The sequence below is a fragment of the Agromyces sp. SYSU T00194 genome (assembly GCF_040496035.1).
GTDB lineage: Bacteria > Actinomycetota > Actinomycetes > Actinomycetales > Microbacteriaceae > Agromyces > Agromyces chitinivorans.
The window spans coordinates 2,607,822-2,632,996 of sequence record NZ_JBEPJZ010000001.1; the positions used below are offsets into that span (position 1 = coordinate 2,607,822).

Annotated in this window: 25 protein-coding genes; 17 read left to right on the forward strand and 8 right to left on the reverse strand. The window is 71.8% G+C overall.

Going from position 1 to position 25,175, the window contains the following annotated elements; all coding sequences use genetic code 11:
* The first annotated feature begins 37 nt into the window (after nt 1-37).
* From ABZK10_RS12270 to ABZK10_RS12285, 4 genes are all read left to right on the forward strand, one after another.
* Entirely contained in the window at nt 38-808 is a 771-nt protein-coding gene (locus tag ABZK10_RS12270) for a fructosamine kinase family protein (protein ID WP_353809485.1), read from the forward strand.
* 14 nt (nt 809-822) lie between these two features.
* The gene (locus ABZK10_RS12275) at nt 823-1,749 is read left to right on the forward strand and encodes an NADP-dependent oxidoreductase (protein WP_353809486.1); all 927 of its coding nucleotides are present in this window, start codon (nt 823-825) and stop codon (nt 1,747-1,749) included.
* A gap of 101 nt (nt 1,750-1,850) precedes the next feature.
* Nucleotides 1,851-3,065, forward strand: a complete 1,215-nt coding sequence (locus ABZK10_RS12280; RefSeq protein ID WP_353809487.1) for an LLM class flavin-dependent oxidoreductase — start codon at nt 1,851-1,853, stop codon at nt 3,063-3,065.
* Entirely contained in the window at nt 3,062-3,688 is a 627-nt protein-coding gene (locus ABZK10_RS12285; RefSeq protein WP_353809488.1) for an FMN reductase, read from the forward strand. Before ABZK10_RS12280 ends, ABZK10_RS12285 begins: the two co-directional genes overlap by 4 nt.
* Nucleotides 3,689-3,747: 59 nt before the next feature.
* Here ABZK10_RS12285 and ABZK10_RS12290 read toward each other — a convergent pair whose 3' ends face one another.
* Together ABZK10_RS12290 and ABZK10_RS12295 are read right to left on the reverse strand one after the other, a co-directional pair.
* On the reverse strand, nt 3,748-4,956 hold the full coding sequence (locus ABZK10_RS12290; RefSeq protein WP_353809489.1) for an oxygenase MpaB family protein: 1,209 nt from the start codon (nt 4,954-4,956) through the stop codon (nt 3,748-3,750).
* A 342-nt stretch (nt 4,957-5,298) separates the two neighbouring features.
* Nucleotides 5,299-5,487: a DUF5302 domain-containing protein gene (locus ABZK10_RS12295; protein ID WP_353809490.1), complete on the reverse strand. Its 189-nt coding sequence runs from the start codon at nt 5,485-5,487 to the stop codon at nt 5,299-5,301.
* Nucleotides 5,488-5,728: 241 nt separating this feature from the next.
* Between ABZK10_RS12295 and ABZK10_RS12300 the strand changes: the two genes are divergently transcribed.
* Entirely contained in the window at nt 5,729-6,211 is a 483-nt protein-coding gene (locus ABZK10_RS12300) for a hypothetical protein (protein ID WP_353809491.1), read from the forward strand.
* A 304-nt stretch (nt 6,212-6,515) separates the two neighbouring features.
* Entirely contained in the window at nt 6,516-8,789 is a 2,274-nt protein-coding gene (locus ABZK10_RS12305) for a polyribonucleotide nucleotidyltransferase (protein ID WP_353809492.1), read from the forward strand.
* A 75-nt stretch (nt 8,790-8,864) separates the two neighbouring features.
* On the opposite strand, the gene ABZK10_RS12310 is transcribed toward ABZK10_RS12305, so the two are convergent.
* Nucleotides 8,865-9,329 (reverse strand): Lrp/AsnC family transcriptional regulator, encoded by a 465-nt coding sequence (locus ABZK10_RS12310; protein ID WP_353809493.1) that lies wholly within the window; start codon nt 9,327-9,329, stop codon nt 8,865-8,867.
* A gap of 174 nt (nt 9,330-9,503) precedes the next feature.
* Here ABZK10_RS12310 and pdhA point away from each other — a divergent pair, with 174 nt between their 5' ends.
* Genes pdhA through ABZK10_RS12330 form a run of 4 tightly spaced genes read left to right on the forward strand, consistent with a single transcriptional unit; the run spans nt 9,504 to nt 13,414 of the window.
* Nucleotides 9,504-10,664, forward strand: coding sequence for a pyruvate dehydrogenase (acetyl-transferring) E1 component subunit alpha (gene pdhA, locus ABZK10_RS12315; protein WP_353809494.1), 1,161 nt, complete (start codon nt 9,504-9,506; stop codon nt 10,662-10,664).
* Nucleotides 10,661-11,671 (forward strand): alpha-ketoacid dehydrogenase subunit beta, encoded by a 1,011-nt coding sequence (locus ABZK10_RS12320; RefSeq protein ID WP_353809495.1) that lies wholly within the window; start codon nt 10,661-10,663, stop codon nt 11,669-11,671. The genes pdhA and ABZK10_RS12320 overlap by 4 nt, the downstream gene beginning before the upstream one ends.
* The gene (locus ABZK10_RS12325) at nt 11,668-13,047 is read left to right on the forward strand and encodes a dihydrolipoamide acetyltransferase family protein (RefSeq protein ID WP_353809496.1); all 1,380 of its coding nucleotides are present in this window, start codon (nt 11,668-11,670) and stop codon (nt 13,045-13,047) included. Before ABZK10_RS12320 ends, ABZK10_RS12325 begins: the two co-directional genes overlap by 4 nt.
* A gap of 58 nt (nt 13,048-13,105) precedes the next feature.
* Entirely contained in the window at nt 13,106-13,414 is a 309-nt protein-coding gene (locus ABZK10_RS12330; RefSeq protein ID WP_353809497.1) for a 4a-hydroxytetrahydrobiopterin dehydratase, read from the forward strand.
* Nucleotides 13,415-13,444: 30 nt separating this feature from the next.
* On the opposite strand, the gene ABZK10_RS12335 is transcribed toward ABZK10_RS12330, so the two are convergent.
* The 3 genes from ABZK10_RS12335 to ABZK10_RS12345 form a co-directional block, all read right to left on the reverse strand.
* Nucleotides 13,445-13,858: a GNAT family N-acetyltransferase gene (locus tag ABZK10_RS12335; RefSeq protein ID WP_353809498.1), complete on the reverse strand. Its 414-nt coding sequence runs from the start codon at nt 13,856-13,858 to the stop codon at nt 13,445-13,447.
* Nucleotides 13,837-14,433 (reverse strand): SACE_7040 family transcriptional regulator, encoded by a 597-nt coding sequence (locus ABZK10_RS12340; protein WP_353809499.1) that lies wholly within the window; start codon nt 14,431-14,433, stop codon nt 13,837-13,839. The genes ABZK10_RS12335 and ABZK10_RS12340 overlap by 22 nt, the downstream gene beginning before the upstream one ends.
* 64 nt (nt 14,434-14,497) lie before the next feature.
* Complete coding sequence (locus tag ABZK10_RS12345) at nt 14,498-15,223, reverse strand: MBL fold metallo-hydrolase (RefSeq protein WP_353809500.1); 726 nt, start codon at nt 15,221-15,223, stop codon at nt 14,498-14,500.
* A gap of 60 nt (nt 15,224-15,283) precedes the next feature.
* Between ABZK10_RS12345 and ABZK10_RS12350 the strand changes: the two genes are divergently transcribed.
* From ABZK10_RS12350 to ABZK10_RS12370, 5 genes are all read left to right on the forward strand, one after another.
* Nucleotides 15,284-15,856: a TetR/AcrR family transcriptional regulator gene (locus tag ABZK10_RS12350; protein WP_353809501.1), complete on the forward strand. Its 573-nt coding sequence runs from the start codon at nt 15,284-15,286 to the stop codon at nt 15,854-15,856.
* Between the two features lie 173 nt (nt 15,857-16,029).
* Nucleotides 16,030-16,707 (forward strand): TIGR00266 family protein, encoded by a 678-nt coding sequence (locus ABZK10_RS12355; protein WP_353809502.1) that lies wholly within the window; start codon nt 16,030-16,032, stop codon nt 16,705-16,707.
* 55 nt (nt 16,708-16,762) lie between these two features.
* Nucleotides 16,763-17,518 (forward strand): CPBP family intramembrane glutamic endopeptidase, encoded by a 756-nt coding sequence (locus ABZK10_RS12360; protein ID WP_353809503.1) that lies wholly within the window; start codon nt 16,763-16,765, stop codon nt 17,516-17,518.
* A 119-nt stretch (nt 17,519-17,637) separates the two neighbouring features.
* A complete protein-coding gene (locus ABZK10_RS12365; RefSeq protein ID WP_353809504.1) occupies nt 17,638-18,078 on the forward strand; it encodes a hypothetical protein in 441 nt (146 codons plus the stop codon).
* A gap of 146 nt (nt 18,079-18,224) precedes the next feature.
* Nucleotides 18,225-19,049 (forward strand): MarR family winged helix-turn-helix transcriptional regulator, encoded by an 825-nt coding sequence (locus ABZK10_RS12370; protein WP_353809505.1) that lies wholly within the window; start codon nt 18,225-18,227, stop codon nt 19,047-19,049.
* 442 nt (nt 19,050-19,491) lie between these two features.
* Here the strand turns inward: ABZK10_RS12370 and ABZK10_RS12375 are convergent, their stop codons facing one another.
* On the reverse strand, nt 19,492-19,728 hold the full coding sequence (locus tag ABZK10_RS12375; protein WP_353809506.1) for a hypothetical protein: 237 nt from the start codon (nt 19,726-19,728) through the stop codon (nt 19,492-19,494).
* A gap of 359 nt (nt 19,729-20,087) precedes the next feature.
* Entirely contained in the window at nt 20,088-20,924 is an 837-nt protein-coding gene (locus ABZK10_RS12380) for a CPBP family glutamic-type intramembrane protease (RefSeq protein WP_353809507.1), read from the reverse strand.
* Nucleotides 20,925-21,226: 302 nt separating this feature from the next.
* Between ABZK10_RS12380 and ABZK10_RS12385 the strand changes: the two genes are divergently transcribed.
* Nucleotides 21,227-22,834: a carboxyl transferase domain-containing protein gene (locus ABZK10_RS12385; protein ID WP_353809508.1), complete on the forward strand. Its 1,608-nt coding sequence runs from the start codon at nt 21,227-21,229 to the stop codon at nt 22,832-22,834.
* 5 nt (nt 22,835-22,839) lie between these two features.
* Complete coding sequence (locus ABZK10_RS12390) at nt 22,840-25,170, forward strand: ATP-binding protein (protein ID WP_353809509.1); 2,331 nt, start codon at nt 22,840-22,842, stop codon at nt 25,168-25,170.
* Nucleotides 25,171-25,175 lie beyond the last annotated feature (5 nt).

The following is a 25,175-nucleotide window of genomic DNA, read 5'->3' on the forward strand; positions in this document are numbered from 1 at the left end:
TGCGTGCCGTCCCCACGCCGGTTGGGAGGATGGGGCCATGCGGACGGTGCGCAAGGAACGGGCGGATGCCCCCGAGGGGTTCTTCGAGGCGGAGGCGGCCGGACTCGCCTGGCTGGCCGATTCGGGCGGCGTGGCGACGCCGGCGGTCGTCGACGTGGGGCCGGGGCGCATCGAGCTCGAGCGTGTCGCGACCGTGCGGCCCGAACCTGCGGCGGCCCGGGCGTTCGGCCGTGCCCTCGCCCGGACGCACCTCGCCGGCGCCGACGCGTTCGGCGCTGCGCCCGCGGGCTGGGACGGTCCGCTCTACATCGGTCGCCGGCGGATGCCGCGTACGACCTCCACCTCGTGGGGTGCCTTCTATGCAGCCGCGCGCGTGCTGCCGTTCGTCGAGCCGGCGGTGGCCGCGGGTGACCTGACGCCCGCCGAGGCCGACCTCGTGCGGCGCGCCTGCGACCGGGTCGCCGACGGGGCGTTCGACGACGACGCACCGCCCGCACGCATCCACGGCGACCTGTGGAACGGCAACGTGCTCTTCTCGCCGACGGGCGTGGTGGTGATCGACCCGGCCGCGCACGGCGGCCACGGCGAGACCGACCTCGCGATGCTCGCGCTCTTCGGCTGCCCCGGCCTCGACGAGGTGCTCGCCGGATACGATGAGGTCGCGCCGCCCCGGGCGGGGCGGCGCGCGCGGGTGCCGCTGCACCAGTTGCATCCACTCGCCGTGCACACGGCCGGGCACGGCCGTTCGTACGGAATCGCCCTGGCGGATGCCGCGCGGCGGGTGCTCGACCTGGACGCCGGCCGATGACGAGGAGGATCCCCATGCCACGTGCCGTGCTGATCGAGCGTCGCGGATCGATCGAGGACCTGGTCGTCCGGCAGGTGACCAGGCCGGACCCGGGACCGGGGGAGGTGCGGGTGCGCATCGAGGCCGCGGGCCTCAACCCGGTCGACTGGAAGATCGTCGAGTTCGACGCGGCCTGGCACGCCTACGCGGGCGACCGCGAGCCGCCCGTGGGCAACGGCAACGACCTCGCCGGCATCGTCGACGCGGTCGGCCCGGGCGTCACCGAGTGGCAGGTGGACGACGAGGTGCTGGGCGGGCACCGGTTCCACGCGCAGGCCGACTTCGCCATCGTGGCGGCCGACGCCCTGGTCGCCAAGCCGTCGGCGCTGGAGTGGGAGCAGGCCGGTGCGCTCGACATCGCCGCGCGCACCGCGGTCGCGAGCGTGCGGCAGGTCGCGCCGCAGCCCGGCGAGACCGTGCTCGTGAGCGCCGCCGCGGGCGGCACGGGCGTGCTCGCCGCCCAGCTGGTCGCCCGGCACGGCGCGACCGCGATCGGCACGGCGAGCGCGGCGAACCACGACTTCCTGCGCGCGATCGGCGTCGTGCCGGTCGCGTACGGCGACGGCATGGTCGAGCGCATCCGGGCGCTCGCCCCGGCCGGCGTCGACGCGGTGCTGGACAACCACGGTCGCGCCACGCTCGAGGCCGCGCTCGAGCTCGGCGTCGCACCCGAGCGGATCAACACCATCGCCGACCGGCCGTTCGCCGCGGAGATCGGCGCGTCCGGGATCGGCGGGGCCAGCGCCCTGGCCGACGACCTGTCCGACATCGCCGCGCTCATCGCCGACGGCGCGCTGGCGTTCCCCGTCGACTCGGTCTACCCGATCGAGCGCGTCGTGGAGGCCTACCGGCACCTCCGGGCGGGCCACCTGCGCGGCAAGGTCGTGCTGGTCACCGAGTAGGGCGCGCGACGCGGGAATACCCGCGGGGAGGCATCCGTTCACCCATTTACATGCACATGCATAGAATGGATCCCACGAGGAACGAAGGCCAGGAGGCCGTCATGCAATTCGGAATCTTCACCGTCTCCGACATCACCCAGGACCCGACGACCGGACGCACCCCGTCCGAGGCCGAACGGATCCGCGCCACCCTCATCATCGCGAAGCACGCGGAGGAGGTGGGCCTGGACGTGTTCGCACTCGGCGAGCACCACAACCCGCCGTTCTGGTCGAGCTCGCCCACGACCACGCTCGCCGCGATCGCCGGCGCGACGTCGACCCTGCAGCTGTCGACCGCGACCACGCTCATCACCACCAACGACCCGGTCAAGCTCGCCGAGGACTACGCGATGCTGCAGCACGTGTCCGACGGCCGCGCCGACCTCATGCTCGGCCGCGGCAACACCGGGCCGGTCTACCCATGGTTCGGCAAGGACATCCGCCAGGGCCTGCCGATCGCCGTCGAGAGCTACGAGCTGCTGCGCCGCCTCTGGCGCGAGGACGTCGTCGACTGGCAGGGGAAGTTCCGTACGCCGCTGCAGGGCTTCACCTCGACGCCGCGCCCGCTCGACGGCGTGCCGCCGTTCGTCTGGCACGGCTCGATCCGCACGCCCGAGATCGCCGAGCAGGCCGCGATGTACGGCGACGGGTTCTTCGCGAACCACATCTTCTGGCCCGCGATCCACACGCAGCGCATGGTGCAGCTGTACCGCCAGCGCTTCGAGCACCACGGGCACGGCACCGCCGCGCAGGCGATCGTCGGCCTCGGCGGGCAGGCCTTCATGCGGAAGCGCTCGCAGGACGCCGTCGACGAGTTCCGGCCGTACTTCGACAACGCGCCCGTCTACGGGCACGGCCCGAGCATGGAGGAGTTCACCGAGCAGACGCCGCTCACCGTCGGCAGCCCGCAGCAGGTGATCGACAAGACGCTGGGCTTCCGCGACTACGTCGGCGACTACCAGCGCCAGCTGTGGCTGGTCGACCACGCCGGCCTGCCGCTGAAGACCGTGCTCGAGCAGCTCGACCTGCTCGGCGAGGAGGTCGTGCCGGTGCTGCGCCGCGAGTTCGCCAAGGACCGCCCGGCCGAGGTGCCGGATGCGCCGACGCACGCCTCCCTCGTGCGCGCCGCGTACGGCGACGCCGCACCGCGCCAGGCGGTGCCCAACGCGAACCGCGGCGACAACCTCACGGTCGGCTCGCCGTACCGGGACGCGGTTCCGGCCGAGCCTGCCGGCGCGGCCTTCGGCCTCGCCGCCACCCGGGGAGGTGCACGATGACCGCCACGCGCATCGTCGTCGTCTCGGCGGGGCTCTCCACCCCGAGCTCGACCCGCCAGCTCGCCGATCGGCTCGCCGCCGACGCGGTCGCCATGCTCGGCGAGCGCGGTGTCGAGACCGAGGTGCGGGTGTTCGAGCTGCGCGACCTCGCCCACGACATCGCCAACCACCTACTGATGGGGTTCGCCCCGCCGAAGCTCGAGGAGGCACTCGAGGCCGTGGCCTCGGCGGACGGGCTCATCGCCGTGACGCCGATCTTCACGACCAGCTACTCCGGGCTCTTCAAGTCGTTCGTCGACGTGATCGACCCGCAGGCGCTGACCGGCCTGCCGGTGCTGCTCGGCGCGACCGGCGGCACCCCGCGGCACTCGCTCGCGATCGACTACGCGATCCGCCCGCTGTTCACCTACCTGCACGCGGTGCCCGTGACCACGGGCGTGTTCGCGGCCACGAGCGACTGGGGCGGCGGCGACGACGTGCGGTCGCTGCCCGACCGCGTCGCGCGCGCCGCCGGCGAGTTCGCCGACCTGGTCGAGCGCACCGACCGCCGCGATCTCGTGCCGGACCCGTTCGCCCTCGACCGGCCGATGGGCCACCTGCTGGGCGGGCTCGCGGGGGAGTAGCGCTCGACGAGCGGGGCGGATCCGGCGATGCCGGGCCCGCCCCGCTCGTCTCGTCGGGGTCAGTACGACGGTCGGTTGATGTCGGGAACCTCGATCGCGGTGGTCTGGGTCGACGAGCCCTTGTTCAGGAACGCCATCGCCAGGCTCTTGATGAACTTGTCGAACAGCATGAAGTTGGTCGGCATGATCGAGATGAGGCTCTCGCGGAACTTGATGTACAGCGGCCAGCCGGTGTCGATGATCTCCCGTGACACCGGGTCGCGGAACAGTCCGAGCCAGTCGCCGATCTCGTCGCCGAGCTGGTACCGCACGAACTCGTTGAGGAACCCCCGCGTGACGCCGAGGTCGACCTGTGCCGTGAGCCCGAGCAGCACCTCGGCGAGGTCCTGTCCCTCGGGCGTCCAGGCGAGTCGCGGCGTGAGCGTCTCGGCGGCCTGCGCGTGCGCCTCGTCCCAGGTCGCCGGGATGTACTCGTCCTGCACGCCGAGGTAGTGCAGCGCGACCTGCCAGCCGTGCAGGAAGGCCTCCTCGTCGCGGGACGACATCGGCACGCCCCACTCCTTCAGCTTCTTGTGCGCGAAGGTGCCCGTGCTGTGGAACGTGATGAGGATGTCGCCGTTGCTGATCGGGATCTCCTCCTCGGCGACGGCCGTCCAGTGCGGGGACTGCGGGAGCAGGTGGCGCACGGCCGCGTGCACGATGCGGGTCTTGTTGGAGGTGACCTTGAACTCGCCCGACCACTCGTAGGCGTCGTAGTCGCTCAGGTCGTAGCCGAACGTGAAGGTCTTCGCGGCGCGGTCCTGCATGTCGGCGCCGCCCTTGGACCAGTACACCGAGCGGGCCTCGCGCGGGATCACGGTGCTCATGATGCCGCCGCCGACGCCGTAGATGAAGAACAGGTAGCTGTCCATGCGACGGTTGAAGTCGGCCGCGCGGCGCAGCTTCCACATGTCGGCCCAGTCGGGCAGCTTCACCGACTCGGTGAAGAAGTTCCGCAGGTCGGTCGGGAGCGCGCTCGGCACCGGCTGCCAGTTGTGCACCCAGTTGCGCATCGCGTCGTTCACCTGCGCGACCTGCCCGTTGTCGACGATCGACGCCATGATGGCGTCGATGTCGGGGTCCCAGACCTGCTGCGGGTCCAGGCCGGATCCGGTGCCGGCGACGGAGCCCGTGGAGGGCCACGCCCAGGCGGCGCCGGGGGCTGCTGCGCCCGCGAAGCCGAGCGCGGCGCCGAGGGTCAGGACGGTACGTCTGTTCAGTTCGGGCACGAGGCCACCTACTTCCCGAGAAGAGGATGGACCCCGTCCGCCCGATCAGCTCCGACCGCGCACACCACCAGCGCCCACCCTTGGACATGTGTGATTGGTCGTTAACATATTGACGGACGTGCGACTCCACAAGCCCCGATCGATGAGGGGTTCTCGACGACACCGGCGGCGGACGGTCGGCGATGCGCCGTTCACGTGCGGGCGCACGGACGACCCGCGCCGATCGCAGTGATGACACGGTCCGCGGCCCGGCACGGCCTGCCCCGACCCGGCGGGGTCCGGCGCGGCGGGTGCGTTGCGGCGCTCGGGCCTCGCGCGCTCACGCCCCCGACGCGAGTGCGCTCAGCCGCTCTTGCGGCGGAACTCGCGCTGGTGCGATGCGGGCCCGTGGGCCTCGTGCACGGCCGACTCGCCGTCGAGGTGCGACTCGCCGCGGCCCCTCGCCTGCTGCTGCTTGCGCTCGAGCGCCTCGCGGAACTTGCGCTTGGTCTCGTCGCTCGCGCCCTGCGGAGTCTCGTCGTCGGAACCCATGGGGTCAGTGTATGCCCGCGTCACGGGTCGGGCCGAGGGGGTGTCGGGGGAACCCCTGCACCAGACATGAGAAAAGCTCAATATATGGATCGTGCGGGCACGTACGCGCGTACCGTTGCTGTCGTGAGCGTGGCCGGACGGCCGCGCACGCCCGCAACACCCGAGCAGGGCCTCGCACGACGCGCGTGGACTCCGGCTGCAGCTCCACTGCAACCGATACACCGATGCGAAGGAGTCCATCATGTCCATTCGTCGTGCGCTGGTCGCGATCGCCGCGGCCGCAGCGCTCGCGCTCGTCGCCGCACCCGCAGCGAACGCCGGGCATCCGCACTTCATCAAGAACGCCACGTCGGCGTCGCTCGACGGCACGTCGCTCGTGGTGCAGTTCAAGGAGGCGGGGCTCGAGTCGGGCGCGGTCGAGACCGTCGTCGCGAGCGCGTTCCTGTCTGCGACGTACTCGTGCGTCAACGGCGGCAACAACGTGCCATCCGACCCGAAGAAGACGACCATCGACAGCCAGGTCTCCGCGAGCGGGGTGTTCCCGGCCAGCCAGAACGGCCAGATCGTCGGCTCGCTGACCATCACTCCGGTGCCGGCCGACCAGGCGCTCGACTGCCCACCCGGACAGACCGCGACCCTGTTCTCGGTCGTGTACTCGAACGTGACGGTCGAGGACACCACCAGCGGCGCGTTCATCGCGCTGAAGGGGACGTTCAGTTCCTGAGTGCTGCGCGCACCGGGGCATCCGTCGTGCCGAGGGCCGGGACTCGGCACGATTGTCGCGCTCTGCTAGTCTTGCTCCGGTTGCGCTGTGCGATTCCACGAATCCACGGCGTGATCGCGGAGCAGGCTCCGGCAGGTGCGCTGGTCTCCTGTGGTGGATCTCGGAACGACACGCGTCCGAGGTGTTCTACTGGTGGCCAGCGAGACGACTCATCCAGACTCGCCGAGATCCTGCCTGTTCCCCTGCTCCTGCGTAGGAGTCGTGCCCATACGGGGTGCGACGGGAAACAAAGGAGAGAGACCTCTTGGAGGGTCCTGAGATCACTGCCGCCGAGACCGTCATCGACAACGGTCGCTTCGGCACCCGCACCGTCCGGTTCGAGACCGGACGCCTCGCCCAGCAGGCGCAGGGTTCGGCCGTCGCCTACATCGACGGCGAGACCATGCTGCTGTCGGCCACGTCCGTGTCGAAGCAGCCGAAGGAGCACTTCGACTTCTTCCCGCTGACCATCGACGTCGAGGAGCGCATGTACGCCGCGGGCCGCATCCCCGGCTCGTTCTTCCGCCGCGAGGGCCGCCCCTCGACCGAGGCGATCCTCACCTGCCGTCTCATCGACCGCCCGCTGCGCCCGTCGTTCGTCGACGGTCTGCGCAACGAGGTGCAGGTCGTCGTGACGGTGCTTGCGATCGACCCCGACGAGCTCTACGACGTGCTCGCCATCAACGCGGCATCCATGTCGACCCAGCTGTCGGGCCTGCCCTTCTCGGGCCCCATCGGCGGTGTGCGCGTCGCGCTCATCGACGGCCAGTGGGTCGCCTTCCCGAAGCACGCCCAGCTCGCGGAGGCCGTGTTCAGCATGGTCGTCGCGGGCCGTGTGGTGACGGATGCCTCGGGCGGCACCGACGTCGCGATCATGATGATCGAGGCCGAGGCCACCGACAACGCGTGGGACCTCATCCAGGCCGGCGCCGTCAAGCCGAACGAGCAGGTCATCGCCGAGGGCATCGAGGCGTCGAAGCCGTTCATCAAGCAGCTCGTCGAGGCGCAGCAGCAGGTCGCCGCGACCGCCGCGAAGGAGACCGTCGACTACCCGACGTTCCCGCCGTACCAGCAGTCGACCTACGACGTGGTCGCAGGCATCGCCTACGACGAGCTCAAGGGCGTCTACCAGATCGCCGGCAAGGTCGAGCGCCAGGACGCCGACGACGCGCTGAAGAGCCGCGTCAAGGAGGCCGTCGCCGCCAAGGTCGAGGCGGGCGAGCTGCCCGAGGAGGCGCTCGGCGAGGTGTCGGCCGCGTACAAGTCGGTCACCAAGCTCGTCGTGCGCTCGCGCGTGCTGAACGAGGGCGTGCGCATCGACGGCCGCGGCCTGGCCGACATCCGTCCGCTCGACGCCGAGGTGCAGGTCATCCCGCGCGTGCACGGCTCCGCCATCTTCCAGCGCGGCGAGACCCAGATCATGGGCGTCACCACGCTGAACATGCTGAAGCTCGAGCAGCAGATCGACTCGCTGAGCCCGGTCACCAAGAAGCGCTACATGCACAACTACAACTTCCCGCCCTACTCGACCGGTGAGACCGGCCGCGTGGGGTCGCCGAAGCGTCGCGAGATCGGGCACGGCGCACTCGCCGAGCGCGCGCTCGTGCCGGTGCTGCCGACGCGCGACGAGTTCCCGTACGCGATCCGCCAGGTGTCCGAGGCGCTCGGCTCGAACGGCTCGACCTCGATGGGCTCGGTCTGCGCGTCGACGCTGTCGCTGCTGAACGCCGGCGTGCCGCTGCGCGCGCCGGTCGCGGGCATCGCGATGGGTCTCATCTCCGACACCGTCGACGGCGAGACCCGCTACGCGGCCCTCACCGACATCCTCGGTGCCGAGGACGCGCTGGGCGACATGGACTTCAAGGTCGCCGGCACGTCGGAGTTCGTCACGGCGATCCAGCTCGACACCAAGCTCGACGGCATCCCCGCCTCGGTGCTGGCCGCCGCGCTGACCCAGGCGAAGGAGGCGCGCACCACGATCCTGTCGGTGCTGAACGCCGCCATCGACGGGCCCGACGAGATGGCCCCGACCGCGCCGCGCGTGATCAGCGTGCAGATCCCGGTCGACAAGATCGGTGAGCTGATCGGCCCGAAGGGCAAGACGATCAACGGCATCCAGGACGACACCGGCGCCGACATCTCGATCGAGGACGACGGCACCGTGTTCATCGGCGCGACCGACGGCCCGACGGCCGAGGCCGCCCGTGCCGCGGTGAACGCGATCGCCAACCCCACCAACCCGGAGGTCGGCGAGCAGTTCCTCGGCACCGTCGTGAAGATCGCCGCCTTCGGCGCGTTCGTCTCGCTGCTGCCCGGCAAGGACGGCCTGCTGCACATCTCCGAGGTGCGCAAGCTCGCCGGCGGCAAGCGCGTCGAGAACGTCGACGACGTGCTCGGCGTCGGGCAGAAGATCCTGGTCGAGATCACCAAGGTGGACGACCGCGGCAAGCTCTCGCTCGCCCCGGTCGTGGCCGACGAGGCGGAGACGCACGGCCGCGACGCGGCCGGCGAGCACGCCGCCGCGCCCGCCGAGGGCTGATCTCCCGCACCACGCACGCGATGCCCGTCCCGGATCCGATCCGGGGCGGGCATCCGTCGTCTGCGGGGCGCCGGGTCAGTCGTCGCGCTCGAGTAGCGGGCCCAGCCGATAGGGGATGAGCTCGCCCATCGCGAGCGACGTCTCCGTGCGCTCGACCCCGTCGATCGCGAGGATCAGCCCATCGATGCGGAACAGGTCGTGCGCGTCGGTGCAGACCACCCGCACGAGCAGGTCGACCGACCCGCTCAGCCCGTGCGCCTGCACGACCTCGGGGATCTCGGCCACGGTCTCGACGACCTCCGCGAGCCGCTTCTGGCGCACGTGCACGGCGATGAACGCCTGCAGCGGGTATCCGAGCGCCTCCGGGTCGATCGCCCGGTCGAACGAGAGGAACGCGCCCTCGCGATCGAGCCGTGCCATGCGCGCCTGCACGGTGTTCCGCGACATGCCGAGGCGTTCGGCGAGGGCGACCACCGTCGCGCGCGGGTCGGCGGCGAGCGCCGAGAGGAGCTGGCGGTCGACGGCGTCGAGACGTCCCATAGTGCGGGACGTTAGCACGTGATTCGGGCGCCAGACCGTGCAACATGCTCAACGCACCCCGGGATGCTTGAGCCGAGTGACCGATCGACCTACCCTCGAAGCAGGTCCCGGCAGAGCCGCCGGGCACGCCCGACGCTCACGAGGCCGACGGCGACGATGACGATGGGATCGACGATGACCCTTTCCGACGGGCGCGACACCGACGCGCATCTCCGACCCGAGCAGACCGGCACCGCGGCATCCGGGTTCGTGCAGCTCCTCGACCCCGACGGCGCACGCGTGTCCGCGCCGGGGTACGACCAGTGGGTCGCCGACCTCGACGACGCGGCGCTGGTCGCGCTGTACCGCGACATGGTGGTCATCCACCGCGTGGACGCCGAGGCCACCGCGCTGCAGCGCCAGGGCGAGATCGGCCTGTGGCCGCCGCTGGCGGGCCAGGAGGCCGCCCAGGTCGGGTCGGCGCACGCGCTGCGCGAGGACGACTTCGTGTTCTCGTCGTACCGCGAGCACGCGGTCGCCTGGTGCCGGGGCCTGCGCCCGGAGGACCTGCTGAAGGTCTGGCGCGGGGTCGCCGGCTCCGGCTGGGACCCGTACGAGCTCGGCATGGCCACGCCGCAGATCATCATCGCCGCGCAGACGCTGCACGCCGTCGGCTACGCCATGGGCATCCAGCGCGACGGCACCGACCAGGCCGCGATCGCCTACTTCGGCGACGGCGCGACCAGCGAGGGCGACGCGAGCGAGGCGCTCGTGTTCGCCGCCACCTACAAGGCGCCCGTGGTGTTCTTCTGCCAGAACAACCAGTGGGCGATCTCGGAGCCGGTCGGCCTCCAGTCGACGCAGCACCTCGCGCAGCGCGCGGCGGGCTTCGGCATCCCGTGGATGCGGGTCGACGGCAACGACGTGCTCGCGGTCATGGCCGCGACGCGCATCGCGCTCGAGCGTGCCCGCAGCGGTGGCGGCCCGACCTACATCGAGGCCGTGACGTACCGCATGGGCCCGCACACCACGGCCGACGACCCGAAGCGCTACCGCACGGAGGAGGAACTCGAGGCGTGGCGCCGCCGCGACCCGATCGCCCGGCTCGAGGCGCTGCTGCGTGCCCGCGGCGCGCTCGACGACGGCGGGGCATCCGAGATCGCCCGCGAGGCCGACGCCGCCGCCGCTGCGGTGCGGGCCGCGTGCGTGGGGATGCCCGACCCCGAGCCGCTGTCGATCTTCGACCACGTCTACGCCGAGCCCAACAGCCACGTCGAGCGCCAGCGCGACCACTACGCGCGGTACCTCGCGATGTTCGACGATCCCGGCGACGGGGGAGCGGAGGCCGCGCGATGAGCACCATGACCCTCGGCCGGGCCCTGAACGCCGGGCTCCGGCGGGCGCTCGAGGACGACGACCGCGTCGTGCTCCTCGGTGAGGACATCGGCACCCTCGGCGGCGTCTTCCGCGTCACCGACGGGCTCCAGCGCGACTTCGGCGAGGCGCGCGTGGTCGACACGCCGCTGTCGGAGGCGGGCATCATCGGCACCGCCGTCGGGCTCGCCTACCGCGGGTTCCGCCCGGTCTGCGAGATCCAGTTCGACGGGTTCATCTACCCGGGCTTCGACCAGATCGTCGCGCAGGTCGCGAAGCTGCACGCGCGCACGGGCGGCAGGGTGCGGATGCCCCTGACGATCCGCGTCCCGTTCGGCGGCGGCATCGGCGCGGTCGAGCACCACTCCGAGTCGCCCGAGGCGTACTTCACGCACACGTCGGGCCTGCGGGTCGTGGCCTGCGCGAACCCGCAGGACGCGTACACGATGCTGCGCCAGGCGATCGCGAGCGACGACCCGGTGCTGTTCTTCGAGCCGAAGCGCCAGTACCACGCCAAGGGCGAGGTCGACCTCGACGCGGAGCTCGCCGACGCACCGCCGATGGGCGTGGCGACGGTCGCGACCCGCGGCGACGACGTCACGCTCGTGACCTACGGCGCGCTCGTGCAGGTCGCCCGCGACGCTGCGGCCGCGGCCGCCGACGACGGGGTGTCGATCGAGGTCATCGACCTGCGGTCGCTCTCGCCGGTCGACTACGACACGATCGCGCAGTCGGTGCGGCGCACCGGACGCCTCGTGATCACCCACGAGGCCGGCCAGCAGGGCGGTGTCGGCGCCGAGATCGCCGCGAGCATCACCGAGCGCTGCTTCGAGTTCCTCGAGGCCGCGCCCGTGCGCATCACCGGGCACGACGTGCCCTACCCGCCCGCGAAGCTCGAGCAGCACCACCTGCCCGACCTCGACCGCATCCTCGACGGGGTCGACCGCGTGCTCGGCCGGCCGAACTCGCTGACCGGAGTGGAGGGATGAGCGCCGTGGAACGCGACTTCGCACTGCCCGACCTCGGCGAGGGGCTCACCGAGTCCGAGCTCGTCGCCTGGCGCGTCGCCGTCGGCGACGAGGTCGAGCTGAACCAGATCGTCGCCGACGTCGAGACGGCCAAGGCGGTCGTCGAACTGCCGTCGCCCGTCGCCGGGCGCGTGACGGCGCTCTGCGCCGAGCCGGGCGACACGGTCGAGGTGGGCGCGACGCTGATGTCCTTCGAGGTGGGCGGGGCGGATGCCCCCGAGCAGGCCGCGCCCGACGAGCAGCGGGCCTCCGAGGCGGCGTCCGCGGCGGAACCCGAGATTCCCGCACCCGAGGCTCCCGCGAAGCGCGAGCCGAACCTGGTCGGGTACGGTGCCGCCGCGGACGCGTCCCACCCGAAGCGGAAGGCGCGCCGGGTGCCCGCCGCGCCGGCTGCCGCCCCGGCCGCCGTGGCCGCGCCCGCACCGGCCGCCACGGCGACCATCGAGCGCCCTCGCCCCACGGAGCGGCCACGGTCGACCCCGCCCGTGCGCAAGCTCGCGCACGACCTCGGCGTCGACCTCGAGGCGCTCGACGGCACGGGGGAGCGCGGGCTGATCACGCGCGGCGACGTGGAGCAGGCGGCATCCGCTCGCCCTGCCCCTGACGGAGCCGGCGCGGTCGACGCACGCGCCGACGCCCGGGTGACCCGCACGCCCGTGCGCGGGGTGCGCAAGCACACGGCCGAGGCGATGGTGCGCAGCGCCTTCACCGCGCCGCACGCGACGGAGTTCCTGACCGTGGACGTGACCGCCGCGACCGAGCTGCTCGACGAGCTGCGCGGCGACCGCGCGACCGCGGGGCACCGCGTCACGATGCTCGCGCTGGCCGCCAAGGTCACCTGCATCGCCTTGGCGCGCACGCCGGAGCTCAACTCGCGGTGGGACGACGAGGCGCACGAGATCGTGCAGCACCACTACGTCAACCTCGGTATCGCGGTCGCGACCGACCGCGGGCTGCTCGTGCCGAACGTGCGCGACGCCGAACGGATGACCCTGCTCGAACTCGCCGACGCCATCGGCGACCTCGCCGCCACGGCGCGCGACGGGAAGACGCCGCCGGCCGACCTCGCGGGCGGCACGATGTCGATCACGAACATCGGCGTGTTCGGCATCGACGCGGGCACGCCCATCCTGAACCCTGGCGAGGCCGCGATCCTCGCGACCGGCGCCGTGCGTCGCATGCCGTGGGAGCACCGCGGCGAGGTGGCGCTGCGCGACGTGATGACGCTCAGCCTGTCGTTCGACCACCGGCTGGTCGACGGTGCCCAGGCGTCCCGATTCCTGGCCGACGTGGGCGCCATCCTGCGGCAGCCGGGGCGAGCGCTGACGATGTCGTGATGCGCGGCGCGGCGGGCGAGTCGTGGACGGATCGGCGCGCGCATGGCACGGTGAGGTCATGAGCGATCGTCGCATCCTCTCGCCCGCCGACACCGAGGGCCCGCTCGCCGAGACCGCGTTCCGCCACGGTCCGGGCGCGCTGCGGGCCGAGTACACGACCCCCGACTTCGCGAGCGCGGTGCGCCTGCTCGACGCCGTCGCGGTCGTCGCCGACGCGCAGGACCACCACCCCGACGTCGAGCTCGGCTGGGGCCGGGTCGTCTTCACGCTGAGCTCGCACGACGTCGGCGGCGTGACCAGCCGCGACGTCGAGCTGGCGCAGCGCATCCACGAACTCGCGCTCGAGCAGCGCGCCGACGAGGGCTGAGCCGCCCCGATCGGTCGGTTGGCGCCCGTGTCAGTCGAGGCGGAAGACGATGCCGTCCGCATCGTCGGCGACCGGGGTGAAGCCGGTGTGCTCGAGCACCGCGATGGAGGCGAGGTCGTCGGTTGCGGTGCGTGCATGCACGGGGCGCGGCTGGGTGTCGAGGAAGAGCCGCACCGCGCGCGTGCCGATGCCGCGCCCCCGCTGGTCGGGGCGGATGCGGCAGGTGATCTCCGACCCCGCCGGGCCGGTGTGGCGCACCACGGTGCCGACGGGTTCGCCGTCGGCGCGCACGAGTCGCGCATCGACGCCGGGCTCGGCGAGCAGGCGCCGCCAGCGGGCATCCGCCTGGTCGGGGCCCTCGTCGGGGTCGGGCTCGAGTCGCGGGAGTTCGTCGAGATCGCGTGCGCGGATCGCGCGCAGCGTCACGACACGAGGCTGCTCCATGCCATGTCCTCCAGGATGCGGCGGACCACGTCGTCCGCCGGTCGCCGCCCATGTGCTCGGGCGCTGTGCGGGGTCGAGTTGATCAGGCCGAAGGCCGCGTGGGCCCGGATGCGCAACTCGGGTTCGGCCCGGTCGGGCCTCAGGCGGGCGAGGACGCCCACCCACAGTTCGACGTACTCGCGCTGCAACCGCCTGACCTCGTGGGCGTCGGCGTCGGGCAGGCTGGCGAGTTCGCGGTCCTGCACGCGGATCACGTCGGCGTTCGCGAGCGCGAAGTCGACGTGGAACCGGATCAGGTCGCGCAGGGCGGATGCCTCGTCGGCGGCGTCCGCCACGGTGGCGCGCCCGCCCTCGAGCAGGCCGGCGCTCGCGTCGCGCAGCACCGCGGCGAGCACGGCCGCCTTGCCGGGGAAGTGGCGGTAGACCGCGGGGCCACGCACGCCGGCGGCGGCGCCCAGATCGTCGAGGGTCACGCCGGCGTAGCCGTGCTCGGCGAACAGGTGCGCGGCCGCCTCGAGCAGCGCGTCGCGCCGGTCGGCCTTCGCGCGGTCGCGGTCGGTGAGCGTCTCGGTCATGGGCCCCTCTCGGTGAATGCACACTAACCGAGATTCGCGGCCCGAGACAAGCGGATGCCTCGGGTCAGGCTGCGGCGGCTGCGGCGGCGCGCACGCGTGCGACGGCGTCGGCGGCATCGCCGTGCCAGGGGGCGCCGTGGCCGGGCAGCACCCATTCGGCGCCCGTGGCGGCGATCGCGTCGAGCGAGTCCAGCGCCAGCGCCGGGTCGTCGGTGAACGGCGCCGGGCCAGGGCCGGTCGTGCCCGTGAGCACGTGCCGCGTCGTGAGCGCGTCGCCGACGCAGACCGCGCCGACGGTCGGCAGGTGCACGGCGATGCTGCCGGGGGAGTGGCCGGGCGCGCCGATCACCCGAGGGCCGCCGGGAAGGTCGAGCGCCTGTCCGTCGGCGACGGTCGTCACCTCGGCCGGGTACGTGGTCTTCAGGCCAGCGTGAGTCATGGCGTAGCCGAGGAACCGTGCGACCGGCCCGACGCGCATGCGGCCCCAGGCGACGGGCGGCGGCTTCTCGGTGCCGCGTGCCCGCGCGGCATCCGCCTCGTGCACGTGGATGGGTACTCCGTGGTCGCGGCGCAGGCGCTCGGCCATGCCGATGTGGTCGGAGTCGCCGTGGGTGAGCACGACGCCGCGCAGGTCGTCGAGTGAGCGGCCCATGGCGTCGAGCTCGGCGAGCAGGTCGTCCCACTGGCCGGCGAGGCCGGTGTCGATCATCGTGACGCCGGAGTCGTCGGCGACGAGGTAGGACGCGACGATGTCGTTGCCGACACGGTGCAGGTTCGTGGTGAGTTTCATGAAGGCTACGATAGTTAGCTATGATGGCTACTGTCAATAGCCATGAGAGAAGGAGGCCCCGTGCCCACTCCCGAGCGCACGTCCACCGAGCAGGTCGTCGCCGAGGCTCGCCGCATCCTCGAGCAGCGTGGGGCCGACGGGCTCACCATGCAGGCGGTCGCTGCGGCGGTCGGCGTGAAGGCGCCTTCGTTGTACAAGCGGGTCGCCAGTCGCGACGACCTGCTGCGACTCGCGCTCGAGGCCACGGCGCTCGAGCTCGGCGATCGCGTCGACCGCGCCCTCGCCGGGGCGCCGGCTGACGCGCGTGGCGCGCTCGCCGCTGTGGCCGACGCGACTCGCTCCTACGCTGCGGAGGGCCCCGTCGCGTTCGGCCTGCTCTTCGGAGCCCTGCCGGAGGCCGCCCGCCCGCGTCCCGAGGTGCTCGCGAGTGCGAGCACGGCGGTACTCGCGCTGGGGCGCAGGCTCGCCGGGCCCAGTCACGAACTCGCGGCCGCGCGGACGATCACCGCCTGGATGACGGGGTTCGTGGGCATGCAGCGCGCGGGCGCGTTCCGGCTCGGCGGCGATGTCGAGGAGGCGTGGCGGTTCGGTGTGGAGTCGCTCGGTGCGGCGTTGGAGGCGCGGCGAGGCTGAGCAGGGTTCGAGCCTCAGGCGTACGCCGGGGTGGATCCGGGTGCCGGGTGGATGAGTTTGAGACGCATTTGAACGAGTGTGTGTATTCTCGTGACTGTCCGAGCGGCGACACCGTCACGGGCGCCTCGAACCGAATGCGACCGAGCAAGCATCGCACAGACTGGAGCGTACGCATGGACGTCACCATCTCAGCAGGACCGGCCTTCGCGATGGGGACGGTGACCGTGCCGCCCGGCGGATCGGTCCGTGTCGAGGCGGGGGCGATGGCGATGACTCGCGGCGACATCACCGTCGAGACGTCCACGCAGGGCGGGTTCTTCAAGGGCATCCGTCGTGCGCTGGGCGGCGAGAGCTTCTTCGTCAACGACTATCACTCCGGCACCGGGGGCAAGGTCGGCGTCGCGGCGACCCTCCCTGGCGACATGGTCGTGGTCACCCTCGGCGCCACCCCGCTCCTGGTGCAGTCGGGGTCATGGAGCGCGTCCGATCCGTCGGTGGACGTGGACTCGAAGTGGGGCGGCGGGAAGTCGTTCTTCAGTGGCGAGGGACTGATCCTGCTGCGCTGCACCGGGCAGGGCGACCTGCTCCTCGCCTCCTACGGCGCGATCATCGCGACCGAGCTCACGGCGGGCGAGACGCTCACCCTCGACACGGGGCACGTAGTCGCGTTCGATGAGACGGTGCAGTACTCGGTCCGCAAGGCCGGCAGTTGGAAGTCGACGCTGTTGGGCGGTGAGGGCCTGGTCACCGACTTCACCGGCCCCGGGCGGGTGTGGATGCAGACCCGCTCGAGCCTGGACCTGATCGGGTGGATCAAGCAGGTCAACCCGCAGCAGCGCTCCAATTCTTAGCTTCCGCGCCCCCCCCGGATCGTGAGTGTCACGGTCTCTCACTGAAGGAGAACCCTTGCGCGTTCAGCCCAAGCCGTGGATCGGCATCGTCGTGTTCCTCGCCTACCTCGTCGCGTTCTACGGCGTGTGGATGGCGCTCGGCATCGATTACCTGCACATCGGCGACTCCGCCGAAACGCTCCTCAAGTGGTATGTCGCCCCGCTCGCCGCTGGCGCGATCGTGCTCATCATCGCGACCTCGGTGCTCGGCTGGTGGAAGCCGGCCCTGTTCGACAAGCAGCGCGGCGCTCGCTGGGCGATCATTCCCGGTGCCCTCCTCGCTGTGGTGGCCATCTCGGTGCTCATCGTCAAGGACACGAGCGGACTCGCGCCGATCGTGTGGATTCTGGCGATCGCCGGCAGCATCGGCGTCGGATTCGGCGAGGAGATGGCCACCCGCGGGGTCCTCCTGGTCGGGCTGCGCGCCCGATTCACGGAGCCGCTCGTCTGGCTCATCTCGACGCTGCTGTTCATGGCGCTGCACATCCCCAACGGGTTCTTCGGGGCGGGACTGAGTGTCGTCGTCCAACTGCCGCTCACCTTCGGGGCGGGCACGATCCTTTACCTCGCCCGACGATCGACGGGGACCCTCCTCGTGCCGATGCTCATCCACGGACTGTGGGACTTCTCCACGTTCATCGGCGTCCAGACCGCGACCTCGTCGAGCATCGGTGTGTACGGCGACGTCCTGCTGGGAATCTTCGCCGTCATCGTCGTGATCATCACGCTGCGCAAGGAGCGCGGCAAGAAGATGCCGCAGTTCGGCGCCTGACCCACCACCGCATTCGCAGCGGGCCGGAGTGGGGAACGAACGGACCATGCGCCGAGAGGCACGCGGCACCACGGCCCCCGCGGACGATGGCGGTGACGGTACCAAAAGGAGAGGAAGAAGTGTCTGGACAAGATGTCAATGTGGTCGCGCTTGCGGCGATGGGATGCACCCAGTTCGTGATGGGGCACAACAGCTCGGGCAAATGGGGAATGCTGAAGGAGGCGTTGGCGATGCGCAATGCCCTCGGTGATGTGCCTGCCGGTCCCGGTCAGGAGCTGATCCGCGCCGCGAAGGAGCAACTCTCCGGCGACGGCGACTCCGGCCCCAACATCGACGCGACGGACAAGGACCTCATGGTCTCCACTGGACGCTCGTACGTCGAGGGCGTGCTCCCGGTCCTGCGTGCCCTCCCTGAGGATGCGGCGGCCAACGTGCGTGGCTGGCTGATCGGGGTCGCTGAGCGCGTCGCTGCCGCATCGAAGGACAAGGGCGGCTCCGACAAGGTGTCACCGGAGGAGGCTGCCGCGATCGAACAGCTCCGTATCCTGCTGGCCGGATGAGGTCGCCGCTGCCTTTGGCGCATGGTGCAGATCTCCGGCGGGGGTCGACCCGCGCCTCCTGACCTGCACACAGGTCGAGTGGAGCGGCCGGGTGTACGGTCGAACCGGCGCCGAGCACGGTCGGCGCCGGTTCGGAGTCTGGGTCGATGGGCGGAAGCGCGGATCTCGAGGCGCTGCGGCTGATCTCTGCCTTCAGCGAAGAGTTCACGCTATTGGTCGATCGTGCGTTCGGTACGAACTGGGTCGGGAACGAAGAGGTCCTCGCGCTTGTCCGCATCGCCACCGTCGACGGGTCCACCACCCGTGAGATCGCGCAGGTGAGCGGGCTCAATCGGCGTACGCTCAGCCGCCTGGTCGGGCGCCTTCAGGATGACGGCATCGTGACGGTTGAACGGTCGCCGGCTGATGCTCGCGCGATTGCGGTGCGGTTGACGCCGTTGGGGCGTGCGCGTGTTCGCGCGTTGCCGGGTCACCTCGCCGAGCGTCTCAAGGTGTGGGCGCCGGAAGCTGCGGAGATCGTCACCAAGCTCGGCGGCGCTCGCGTGCCTGACAAGGTCGAGCCGCTCGAGCTGCTGCGCCGCATCGCGCTCGTCGGCACCGGGATCGTCGACCACATGCGCAACAGCGCGCCCGGCGGTCCGCCGCTCGGGCGGCAGAGCGTCGCCCTCGAACAGATCGCCGCGAATCCCGGCATCCGTCCTGCTCAGCTCTCACCCGCCCTCAGCACCGGTCGCGGGGGTGCGGCGTACGTCATCGATCAGCTCTGCGCCACCGGTCTCATCGTCCGGCGGCGAGGCGCCGTGCCCGGTGATGCGCGGGCCGTCGTACTCGAAGCGACACCAGAGGGGGCGCGCATCGTGCGCCAGCGCGCGGAGGCGATCGTAGCCAACCGTGCCCCGCTCGCCTCGCTCTTCAGCGACATCGCGGCATTCGGGACCGCGGCCAACGTGGCCTCCCCTCGGACCGCGTAGTTCGCGGTCACGCAGATGTGTGGCGGCATCGCACACGTCGCCCCGAGCTCCGAAGTGCCCGCGGACGGGCGAGCGCCGCACACGCCCGCGATCGCGAGGCGCTGACGGCATCCCATCCACAGATTGCTCGAAGCCATCTCGATCCGCATCCTGGGGTCATTTGCTGTCGCGTGAGTGTTGAGCCTGCAGGTTTGATGAGCAGGTTTGCTGGACGGTCGACGATCCCCGCCCGCGTGGCCCGCGCCCATCGGCGTGTGCTCGCCGCTGCGCAGGTCGGATCGGGCCGCTGATGGCTGCCGATCTCGTCCCGGAGTGCGGCTCGGTGTCCGCCTCAGGCGCTGCATCGTCGCCGTCGCCACCGCGATTCTGCTGTACACGCCGCCCATGAACCGGTGCATCGCACGTTCCTGACCCGCCCGAGCGCGCCCGCGGCACAGGCGAGCTACCGCTTCGAGCGGCCGCGGCCCCGCCATATGAGGAATGCGACGATTGTTCCGGTGGCGGCGATGGCCAACGCGGTGCAGGCGAAGATGACGTATCGCACCTCGGTGACGGTTCCCTCGTAGGGCCGGCCGTCCGACCAGTCGAGGCTCACCCGCACGAATACGGCGGCGAGGATCCAGCTTCCGAGGGCGACTCCACACGCGCCAAGCGCTCTGCGTCGGTGCCGGTCGGTCATGTCGTCCGAGGCTAGTCGAGGAGTCGCCTCCAGCGTGCTCGGGCAGACGAAGAGACCTGGCAAGGCGCGGTCAACCCCAGCCGCTGCAAAGGGATCTTCGTAATCTTCCCCGTCGACCGGAACACGGGCGGAAGGTGGAGCGGTACGCAACTGACCCGCACGAGTCGCCATGTCTCTGCCACGAATCGAGCTGAAGCGACCTGATCGAGCAGCCCCACCGCGACATCAGATTCCGCGGACTCATGCGGATTCGGTTGGCTACGGTTGCCATCGACGCGATTTCAGATCCCTTCGTCTCCCCACTGGTCCGGGAACACGTCGAGATCGCCGGTGACGCGCTCTGATGACGCGGCGCGTGGTCAACCGGAGGCGGCTTCGCCGCCGGACTCGCCCTGCCGGCGCAAGCGTCGCGGACCCCAGACGATGACGATGACCACGGCGAACGCGAGCTGCACCAGGAATCCGGTCCATCGGCCCTGGTCGGTGGTCCAGGTCGGCACGGCGGCGCCGACGACGTTCGCGACGGTGTGGAAGAGGATCGCGACCGACACGGCGCCGCGGGTGTTGGCGAACAGCCAGGTGTAGAACACGGCGAGCACCATCTGCTGGAGGATGAACTGGGAGATCGGGATGTTCTCCTGCACCGTGCCGGTGATGAAGTGCAGGGGCAGGTGCCACAGGCCCCACACGGCTCCGAGCACGAGGCTCGCGCCGAGCGCGCCCAGTCGGTCGATCAGCGGCTGCAGCGCGTAGCCCCGCCAGCCGTACTCCTCGGGAGCGGCGTTCATCACCAGGATGAACAGCCCCATGGGAACGATCGCGACCGCCGACAGGCCGTACTCCCACGCGATCGGCTGCCCCGTGAGGAGCATGACCCCGACCGTGACCGCCGCGGTCGCGGGGGCGAGCAGCAGTGTCGGCACGAGCCAGCGCTTGTCGAAGTCGAAGCTCCAGCCGCGCTTGAGGAGCGTCATGATCGCGCGGCGGCCGCCGCTCCGGCGCAGCATCACGAGCGCCGCGATGAACGGTCCGAACGGGCCGACGATCCCGAGGATGCCGACTGAGTCGGGCAGGTCGACCGCCCCGGCGGAGTCCAGCACGGTCGGGAGCCACGCGAGCCACGAGATCGCGAAGGACAGGACGAAGAACCACACCACGTGCCGGACGGGCACTGGCGGCAGTGGGGATGCGGTCATGCGGCGGTGTCTCCTTCGCCCTCGGTGGAGGGGGCCGTCGTGTTCGTCTGGCCGTTCAGCCTCGCGAGCCATCCGACGATGTGCGTGTCGACCTGAGGATCGATCGGGTTACGGGCCCGCCTCTCATAGTGCTGCACGTTCGCGGCGGGTGCAGGCTCGGCGCGCAGGATGGTCGACCCCCGTCGGGGCGGTGCGGGACCCGACTTGCCACTTCAGTTAACGGTCGCTAACCTGAATTCGAGTTAGCGATCGCTAACCGAAGTGCGCGCGAGCGCGCGAACGCCATCGACGGAGAGGCGGGCATGGCCACCCTGACGAGCACGCTCGACGCGGCATCCGACCAGGCGCTCGCCACCGCACGCGCCCACACCGCGCTCGCCGACGACCTGCGCGCCAGGCTCGACCGCGTCGCGCGAGGCGGACCCGACAGCTCGCGCGACCGCCACGTCGCCCGCGGCAAGCTGCTCCCGCGCGACCGCGTCGACCACCTGCTCGATACGGGCAGCCCGTTCCTCGAGGTCGCGCCGCTCGCCGCCGACGGGCTCTACGACGAGGACACGCCCGCCGCGGGCGTCATCGCGGGCATCGGCCTCGTGCACGGCCGGCACGTCATGGTCGTGTGCAACGATCCGACGGTGAAGGGCGGCACGTACTTCCCGTTGACCGTGAAGAAGCACCTGCGCGCGCAGGAGATCGCCCTCGAGAACCGCCTGCCCTGCATCTACCTGGTCGACTCGGGCGGGGCGTTCCTGCCGATGCAGGACGAGGTCTTCCCCGACCGCGACCACTTCGGCCGCATCTTCCACAACCAGGCGCGCATGTCCGCCGCAGGCATCCCGCAGATCGCCGCGGTGCTCGGCTCGTGCACCGCCGGCGGCGCCTACGTGCCGGCGATGAGCGACGAGACCGTGATCGTGCGCGACCAGGGCACCATCTTCCTCGGCGGCCCGCCGCTCGTGAAGGCCGCCATCGGCGAGGTCGTCACGGCCGAGGAGCTCGGCGGCGGCGAGCTGCACGCGCGCACCTCGGGCGTCGCCGACCACCTCGCCGAGAACGACGAGCACGCCCTGGCGATCGTGCGCGACATCGTCGCGACCCTGCCGCCGCCCGCCGCACCGGCGTGGAGCGTCGGCCCGTCGCATCCGCCCGCCCTCGACGAGGGCGAGCTCACCGCGGCCGTGCCCGTCGACGTGCAGCAGCCCTACGACGTACGCGAGGTGATCGCGCGGCTGGTCGACGACAGCGACCTCCACGAGTTCAAGCGCGAGTACGGCGACACGCTGGTCACCGGGTTCGCGCGCATCCACGGTCACCCGGTCGGCATCGTCGCGAACAACGGCGTGCTGTTCAGCGAGTCGGCCATGAAGGGCGCGCACTTCATCGAGCTGTGCGACCAGCGGGGTGTCCCGCTCGTGTTCCTCCAGAACATCTCGGGGTTCATGGTCGGCACCGACGCCGAGGCCGGCGGCATCGCCAAGCACGGCGCGAAGATGGTCACCGCGGTCGCAACGACCCGCGTGCCGAAGCTCACGGTCGTGATCGGCGGGTCGTTCGGCGCCGGCAACTACTCGATGTGCGGGCGGGCGTACTCGCCGCGGTTCCTCTGGATGTGGCCGAACGCGCGCATCTCGGTGATGGGCGGCGAGCAGGCGGCATCCGTGCTCGCGACCGTCAAGCGCGACCAGCTCGAGGGCCGCGGCGAGCAGTGGTCCGACGCCGACGAGGCCGCCTTCCGCGCCCCCGTGCGCGAGCGCTACGAGACGCAGGGCAGTCCGTACTACGCCAGCGCGCGGCTGTGGGACGACGGCGTCATCGACCCGCGCGACACCCGCACCGTGCTCGGCCTCGCCCTCGACGTCTGCAGCCGCACGCCGCTGCCCGAGCCCGGCTTCGGCCTGTTCCGGATGTGACCCCGATGACCGCAGCCCCCTTCCACACCGTGCTCGTCGCCAACCGTGGCGAGATCGCCGTGCGCGTCATCCGCACGCTCCGCCGCCTCGGCATCCGCTCGGTCGCGGTCTACAGCGATGCGGATGCCGCTGCGCTCCACGTGCGCGCTGCCGACGACGCCGTGCGCATCGGCCCCGCCGCCGCATCCGACAGCTACCTCGTGCCCGAGCGCATCGTGGAGGCCGCGCTCGCCTCCGGTGCCCAGGCCGTGCACCCGGGCTACGGATTCCTCTCGGAGCATGCGGGCCTGGCGCGCGCCTGCGCCGAGGCGGGCATCGTGTTCGTCGGCCCGGGGGAGCGGGCGCTCGAGGTGATGGGCGACAAGATCCGCGCGAAGCGGCACGTCGCGGCCTCCGGCGTGCCGGTCGTGCCGGGCGTCGCCGAGCCCGGGCTCGACGACGACGCGCTGGTCGCGGCCGCGCCCGGGGTCGGGTTCCCCCTGCTCGTGAAGCCGTCGGCGGGCGGCGGCGGCAAGGGCATGCAGGTCGTTCGCTCGGTCGACGACCTCCGTGCCGAGTTGCCCGGCGTGCGCCGCGTGGCGCGCGCCGCGTTCGGCGACGACGCGCTGCTGCTCGAGCGCTACCTCGAACGCCCGCGACACATCGAGGTGCAGGTGCTCGCCGACCGCCACGGGGGCGTGATCCACCTGGGCGAGCGCGAGTGCTCGCTGCAGCGCCGCCACCAGAAGGTGATCGAGGAGGCGCCGTCGCCGGTCGTCGACGACGACACCCGTCGCCGGCTGGGCGAGGCGGCCTGCGCCGCCGCCCGCTCGGTCGACTACGTGGGCGCCGGCACCGTGGAGTTCCTGGTGTCGGATGCCGCGCCGGGCGAGTTCTTCTTCATCGAGATGAACACCCGGCTGCAGGTCGAGCACCCCGTGACCGAGCTCGTCACCGGCGTCGACCTCGTCGAGCAGCAGCTGCGCATCGCCGCGGGCGAGCCCCTCGCGCTCGCGCAGGGCGACGTGGCGTTCGACGGCCATGCCATCGAGGCGCGCGTCTACGCCGAGTCGCCCGAGCGCGGCTTCCTCCCGTCGACCGGGCGCGTGCTCGCGTACCGGGCGCCGGACGGCCCGGGCGTGCGGGTCGACAGCGGCATCGACGAGGCATCCGCCGTCACCGCCCACTACGACCCCATGCTCGCGAAGGTCATCGCCCGCGGTGCCGACCGTGCCGAGGCGATCGCCCGGCTCGACGCGGCGCTCGCCGACACCGTCGTGCTCGGCGTCGACACCAACATCGCGTTCCTCCGCCGACTGCTCGCCGACGACGACGTGCGCGCCGGACGCCTCGACACCGGGCTGATCGATCGCCTGCCGGCATCCGCCCCCGAACCGCCGACGGATGCCGCCCTGGCCGCCGCCGCCCGCCTCGTCTCCGAACACGGGGCCGACGCCCGTGCCGCCGACGTCGCCCGCGGCCTCGCCTCGCCACTCTGGTCGTCGGCCTCGGGCTGGCGCCTCGGCGCCGACCGCCCCCGCACGCTGGCCTTCGCCCACGACGCCGCCCGCTACGACGTGTCCGTCCCGGCCGAACCAGTCGCCACCCTCGCCGCCCCGCCGCCTGCCGCACTCACGCGCACCTCCCAGCCGCCTGCTGGTGCGCAACCTGTGGCATCGGGCCCGCCAATGCCACCCGTTGCGCACCAGCAGCCCGCGGCCGAGGTTGCTGCTGGTGCGCAATCGGTGGCGAACGGCGGTCCGATGCCACAGGTTGCGCACCAGCGGGCGGGGGTGAGCGAGCACGGCGGGCCCCGCGTCGGCGGCGCGGACGCCGGCGGGCCCGGCGGGCCCCGCGTCGGCGGCGCGGGCGCCGGTGGGCCCGACGCGATCGCGGCGGCGGGCGACGACGGCAGCGTGTGGGTGCACGCCGACGGGCGCACCGTCGAGCTGCGGCACGTCGGGCGCGCGGAACGGCTCGCCGAGTCGCTGGCAGCGGTCGAGCGCGGGGGAGCGGATGCGGCGCCGGAGCTGCGCGCACCCATGCCCGGCGCGGTCTCGGCCGTCGCGGTCGCCGACGGCGACACCGTCGAGGCCGGCGCCGACGTGTTGAGCGTCGAGGCCATGAAGATGGAGCACCGCGTGCGCGCCCCCGTCGCCGGCGTCGTGCGCCTGGCCGTCGCCGTCGGTGCGCAGGTGCGCCGCGACCAGGTCGTCGCGCACGTCGAGCCGGCCGTGGCGCTCACGTCCGACGCGCCCGAGCCCGCCGACGCGCCGCCTCCCGCGGCATCCGCCCCACCACAGACCACCGCGACCCCGGCCCACCAGGCCGCCGCGGCCCACCCCCACGAGGAATGACGAGG

What these genes read in the sequence shown, in the direction of transcription:
- ABZK10_RS12270 (WP_353809485.1), top strand. Translation starts at nt 38, where the DNA reads ATGCGGACGGTGCGCAAGGAACGGGCGGATGCCCCCGAGGGGTTCTTC.
- ABZK10_RS12275 (WP_353809486.1), top strand. Translation starts at nt 823, where the DNA reads ATGCCACGTGCCGTGCTGATCGAGCGTCGCGGATCGATCGAGGACCTG.
- ABZK10_RS12280 (WP_353809487.1), top strand. Translation starts at nt 1,851, where the DNA reads ATGCAATTCGGAATCTTCACCGTCTCCGACATCACCCAGGACCCGACG.
- ABZK10_RS12285 (WP_353809488.1), top strand. Translation starts at nt 3,062, where the DNA reads ATGACCGCCACGCGCATCGTCGTCGTCTCGGCGGGGCTCTCCACCCCG.
- ABZK10_RS12295 (WP_353809490.1), bottom strand. Translation starts at nt 5,487, where the DNA reads ATGGGTTCCGACGACGAGACTCCGCAGGGCGCGAGCGACGAGACCAAG.
- ABZK10_RS12300 (WP_353809491.1), top strand. Translation starts at nt 5,729, where the DNA reads ATGTCCATTCGTCGTGCGCTGGTCGCGATCGCCGCGGCCGCAGCGCTC.
- ABZK10_RS12310 (WP_353809493.1), bottom strand. Translation starts at nt 9,329, where the DNA reads ATGGGACGTCTCGACGCCGTCGACCGCCAGCTCCTCTCGGCGCTCGCC.
- pdhA (WP_353809494.1), top strand. Translation starts at nt 9,504, where the DNA reads ATGACCCTTTCCGACGGGCGCGACACCGACGCGCATCTCCGACCCGAG.
- ABZK10_RS12320 (WP_353809495.1), top strand. Translation starts at nt 10,661, where the DNA reads ATGAGCACCATGACCCTCGGCCGGGCCCTGAACGCCGGGCTCCGGCGG.
- ABZK10_RS12325 (WP_353809496.1), top strand. Translation starts at nt 11,668, where the DNA reads ATGAGCGCCGTGGAACGCGACTTCGCACTGCCCGACCTCGGCGAGGGG.
- ABZK10_RS12330 (WP_353809497.1), top strand. Translation starts at nt 13,106, where the DNA reads ATGAGCGATCGTCGCATCCTCTCGCCCGCCGACACCGAGGGCCCGCTC.
- ABZK10_RS12335 (WP_353809498.1), bottom strand. Translation starts at nt 13,858, where the DNA reads ATGGAGCAGCCTCGTGTCGTGACGCTGCGCGCGATCCGCGCACGCGAT.
- ABZK10_RS12340 (WP_353809499.1), bottom strand. Translation starts at nt 14,433, where the DNA reads ATGACCGAGACGCTCACCGACCGCGACCGCGCGAAGGCCGACCGGCGC.
- ABZK10_RS12345 (WP_353809500.1), bottom strand. Translation starts at nt 15,223, where the DNA reads ATGAAACTCACCACGAACCTGCACCGTGTCGGCAACGACATCGTCGCG.
- ABZK10_RS12355 (WP_353809502.1), top strand. Translation starts at nt 16,030, where the DNA reads ATGGACGTCACCATCTCAGCAGGACCGGCCTTCGCGATGGGGACGGTG.
- ABZK10_RS12370 (WP_353809505.1), top strand. Translation starts at nt 18,225, where the DNA reads ATGGGCGGAAGCGCGGATCTCGAGGCGCTGCGGCTGATCTCTGCCTTC.
- ABZK10_RS12375 (WP_353809506.1), bottom strand. Translation starts at nt 19,728, where the DNA reads ATGACCGACCGGCACCGACGCAGAGCGCTTGGCGCGTGTGGAGTCGCC.
- ABZK10_RS12380 (WP_353809507.1), bottom strand. Translation starts at nt 20,924, where the DNA reads ATGACCGCATCCCCACTGCCGCCAGTGCCCGTCCGGCACGTGGTGTGG.
- ABZK10_RS12385 (WP_353809508.1), top strand. Translation starts at nt 21,227, where the DNA reads ATGGCCACCCTGACGAGCACGCTCGACGCGGCATCCGACCAGGCGCTC.
- ABZK10_RS12390 (WP_353809509.1), top strand. Translation starts at nt 22,840, where the DNA reads ATGACCGCAGCCCCCTTCCACACCGTGCTCGTCGCCAACCGTGGCGAG.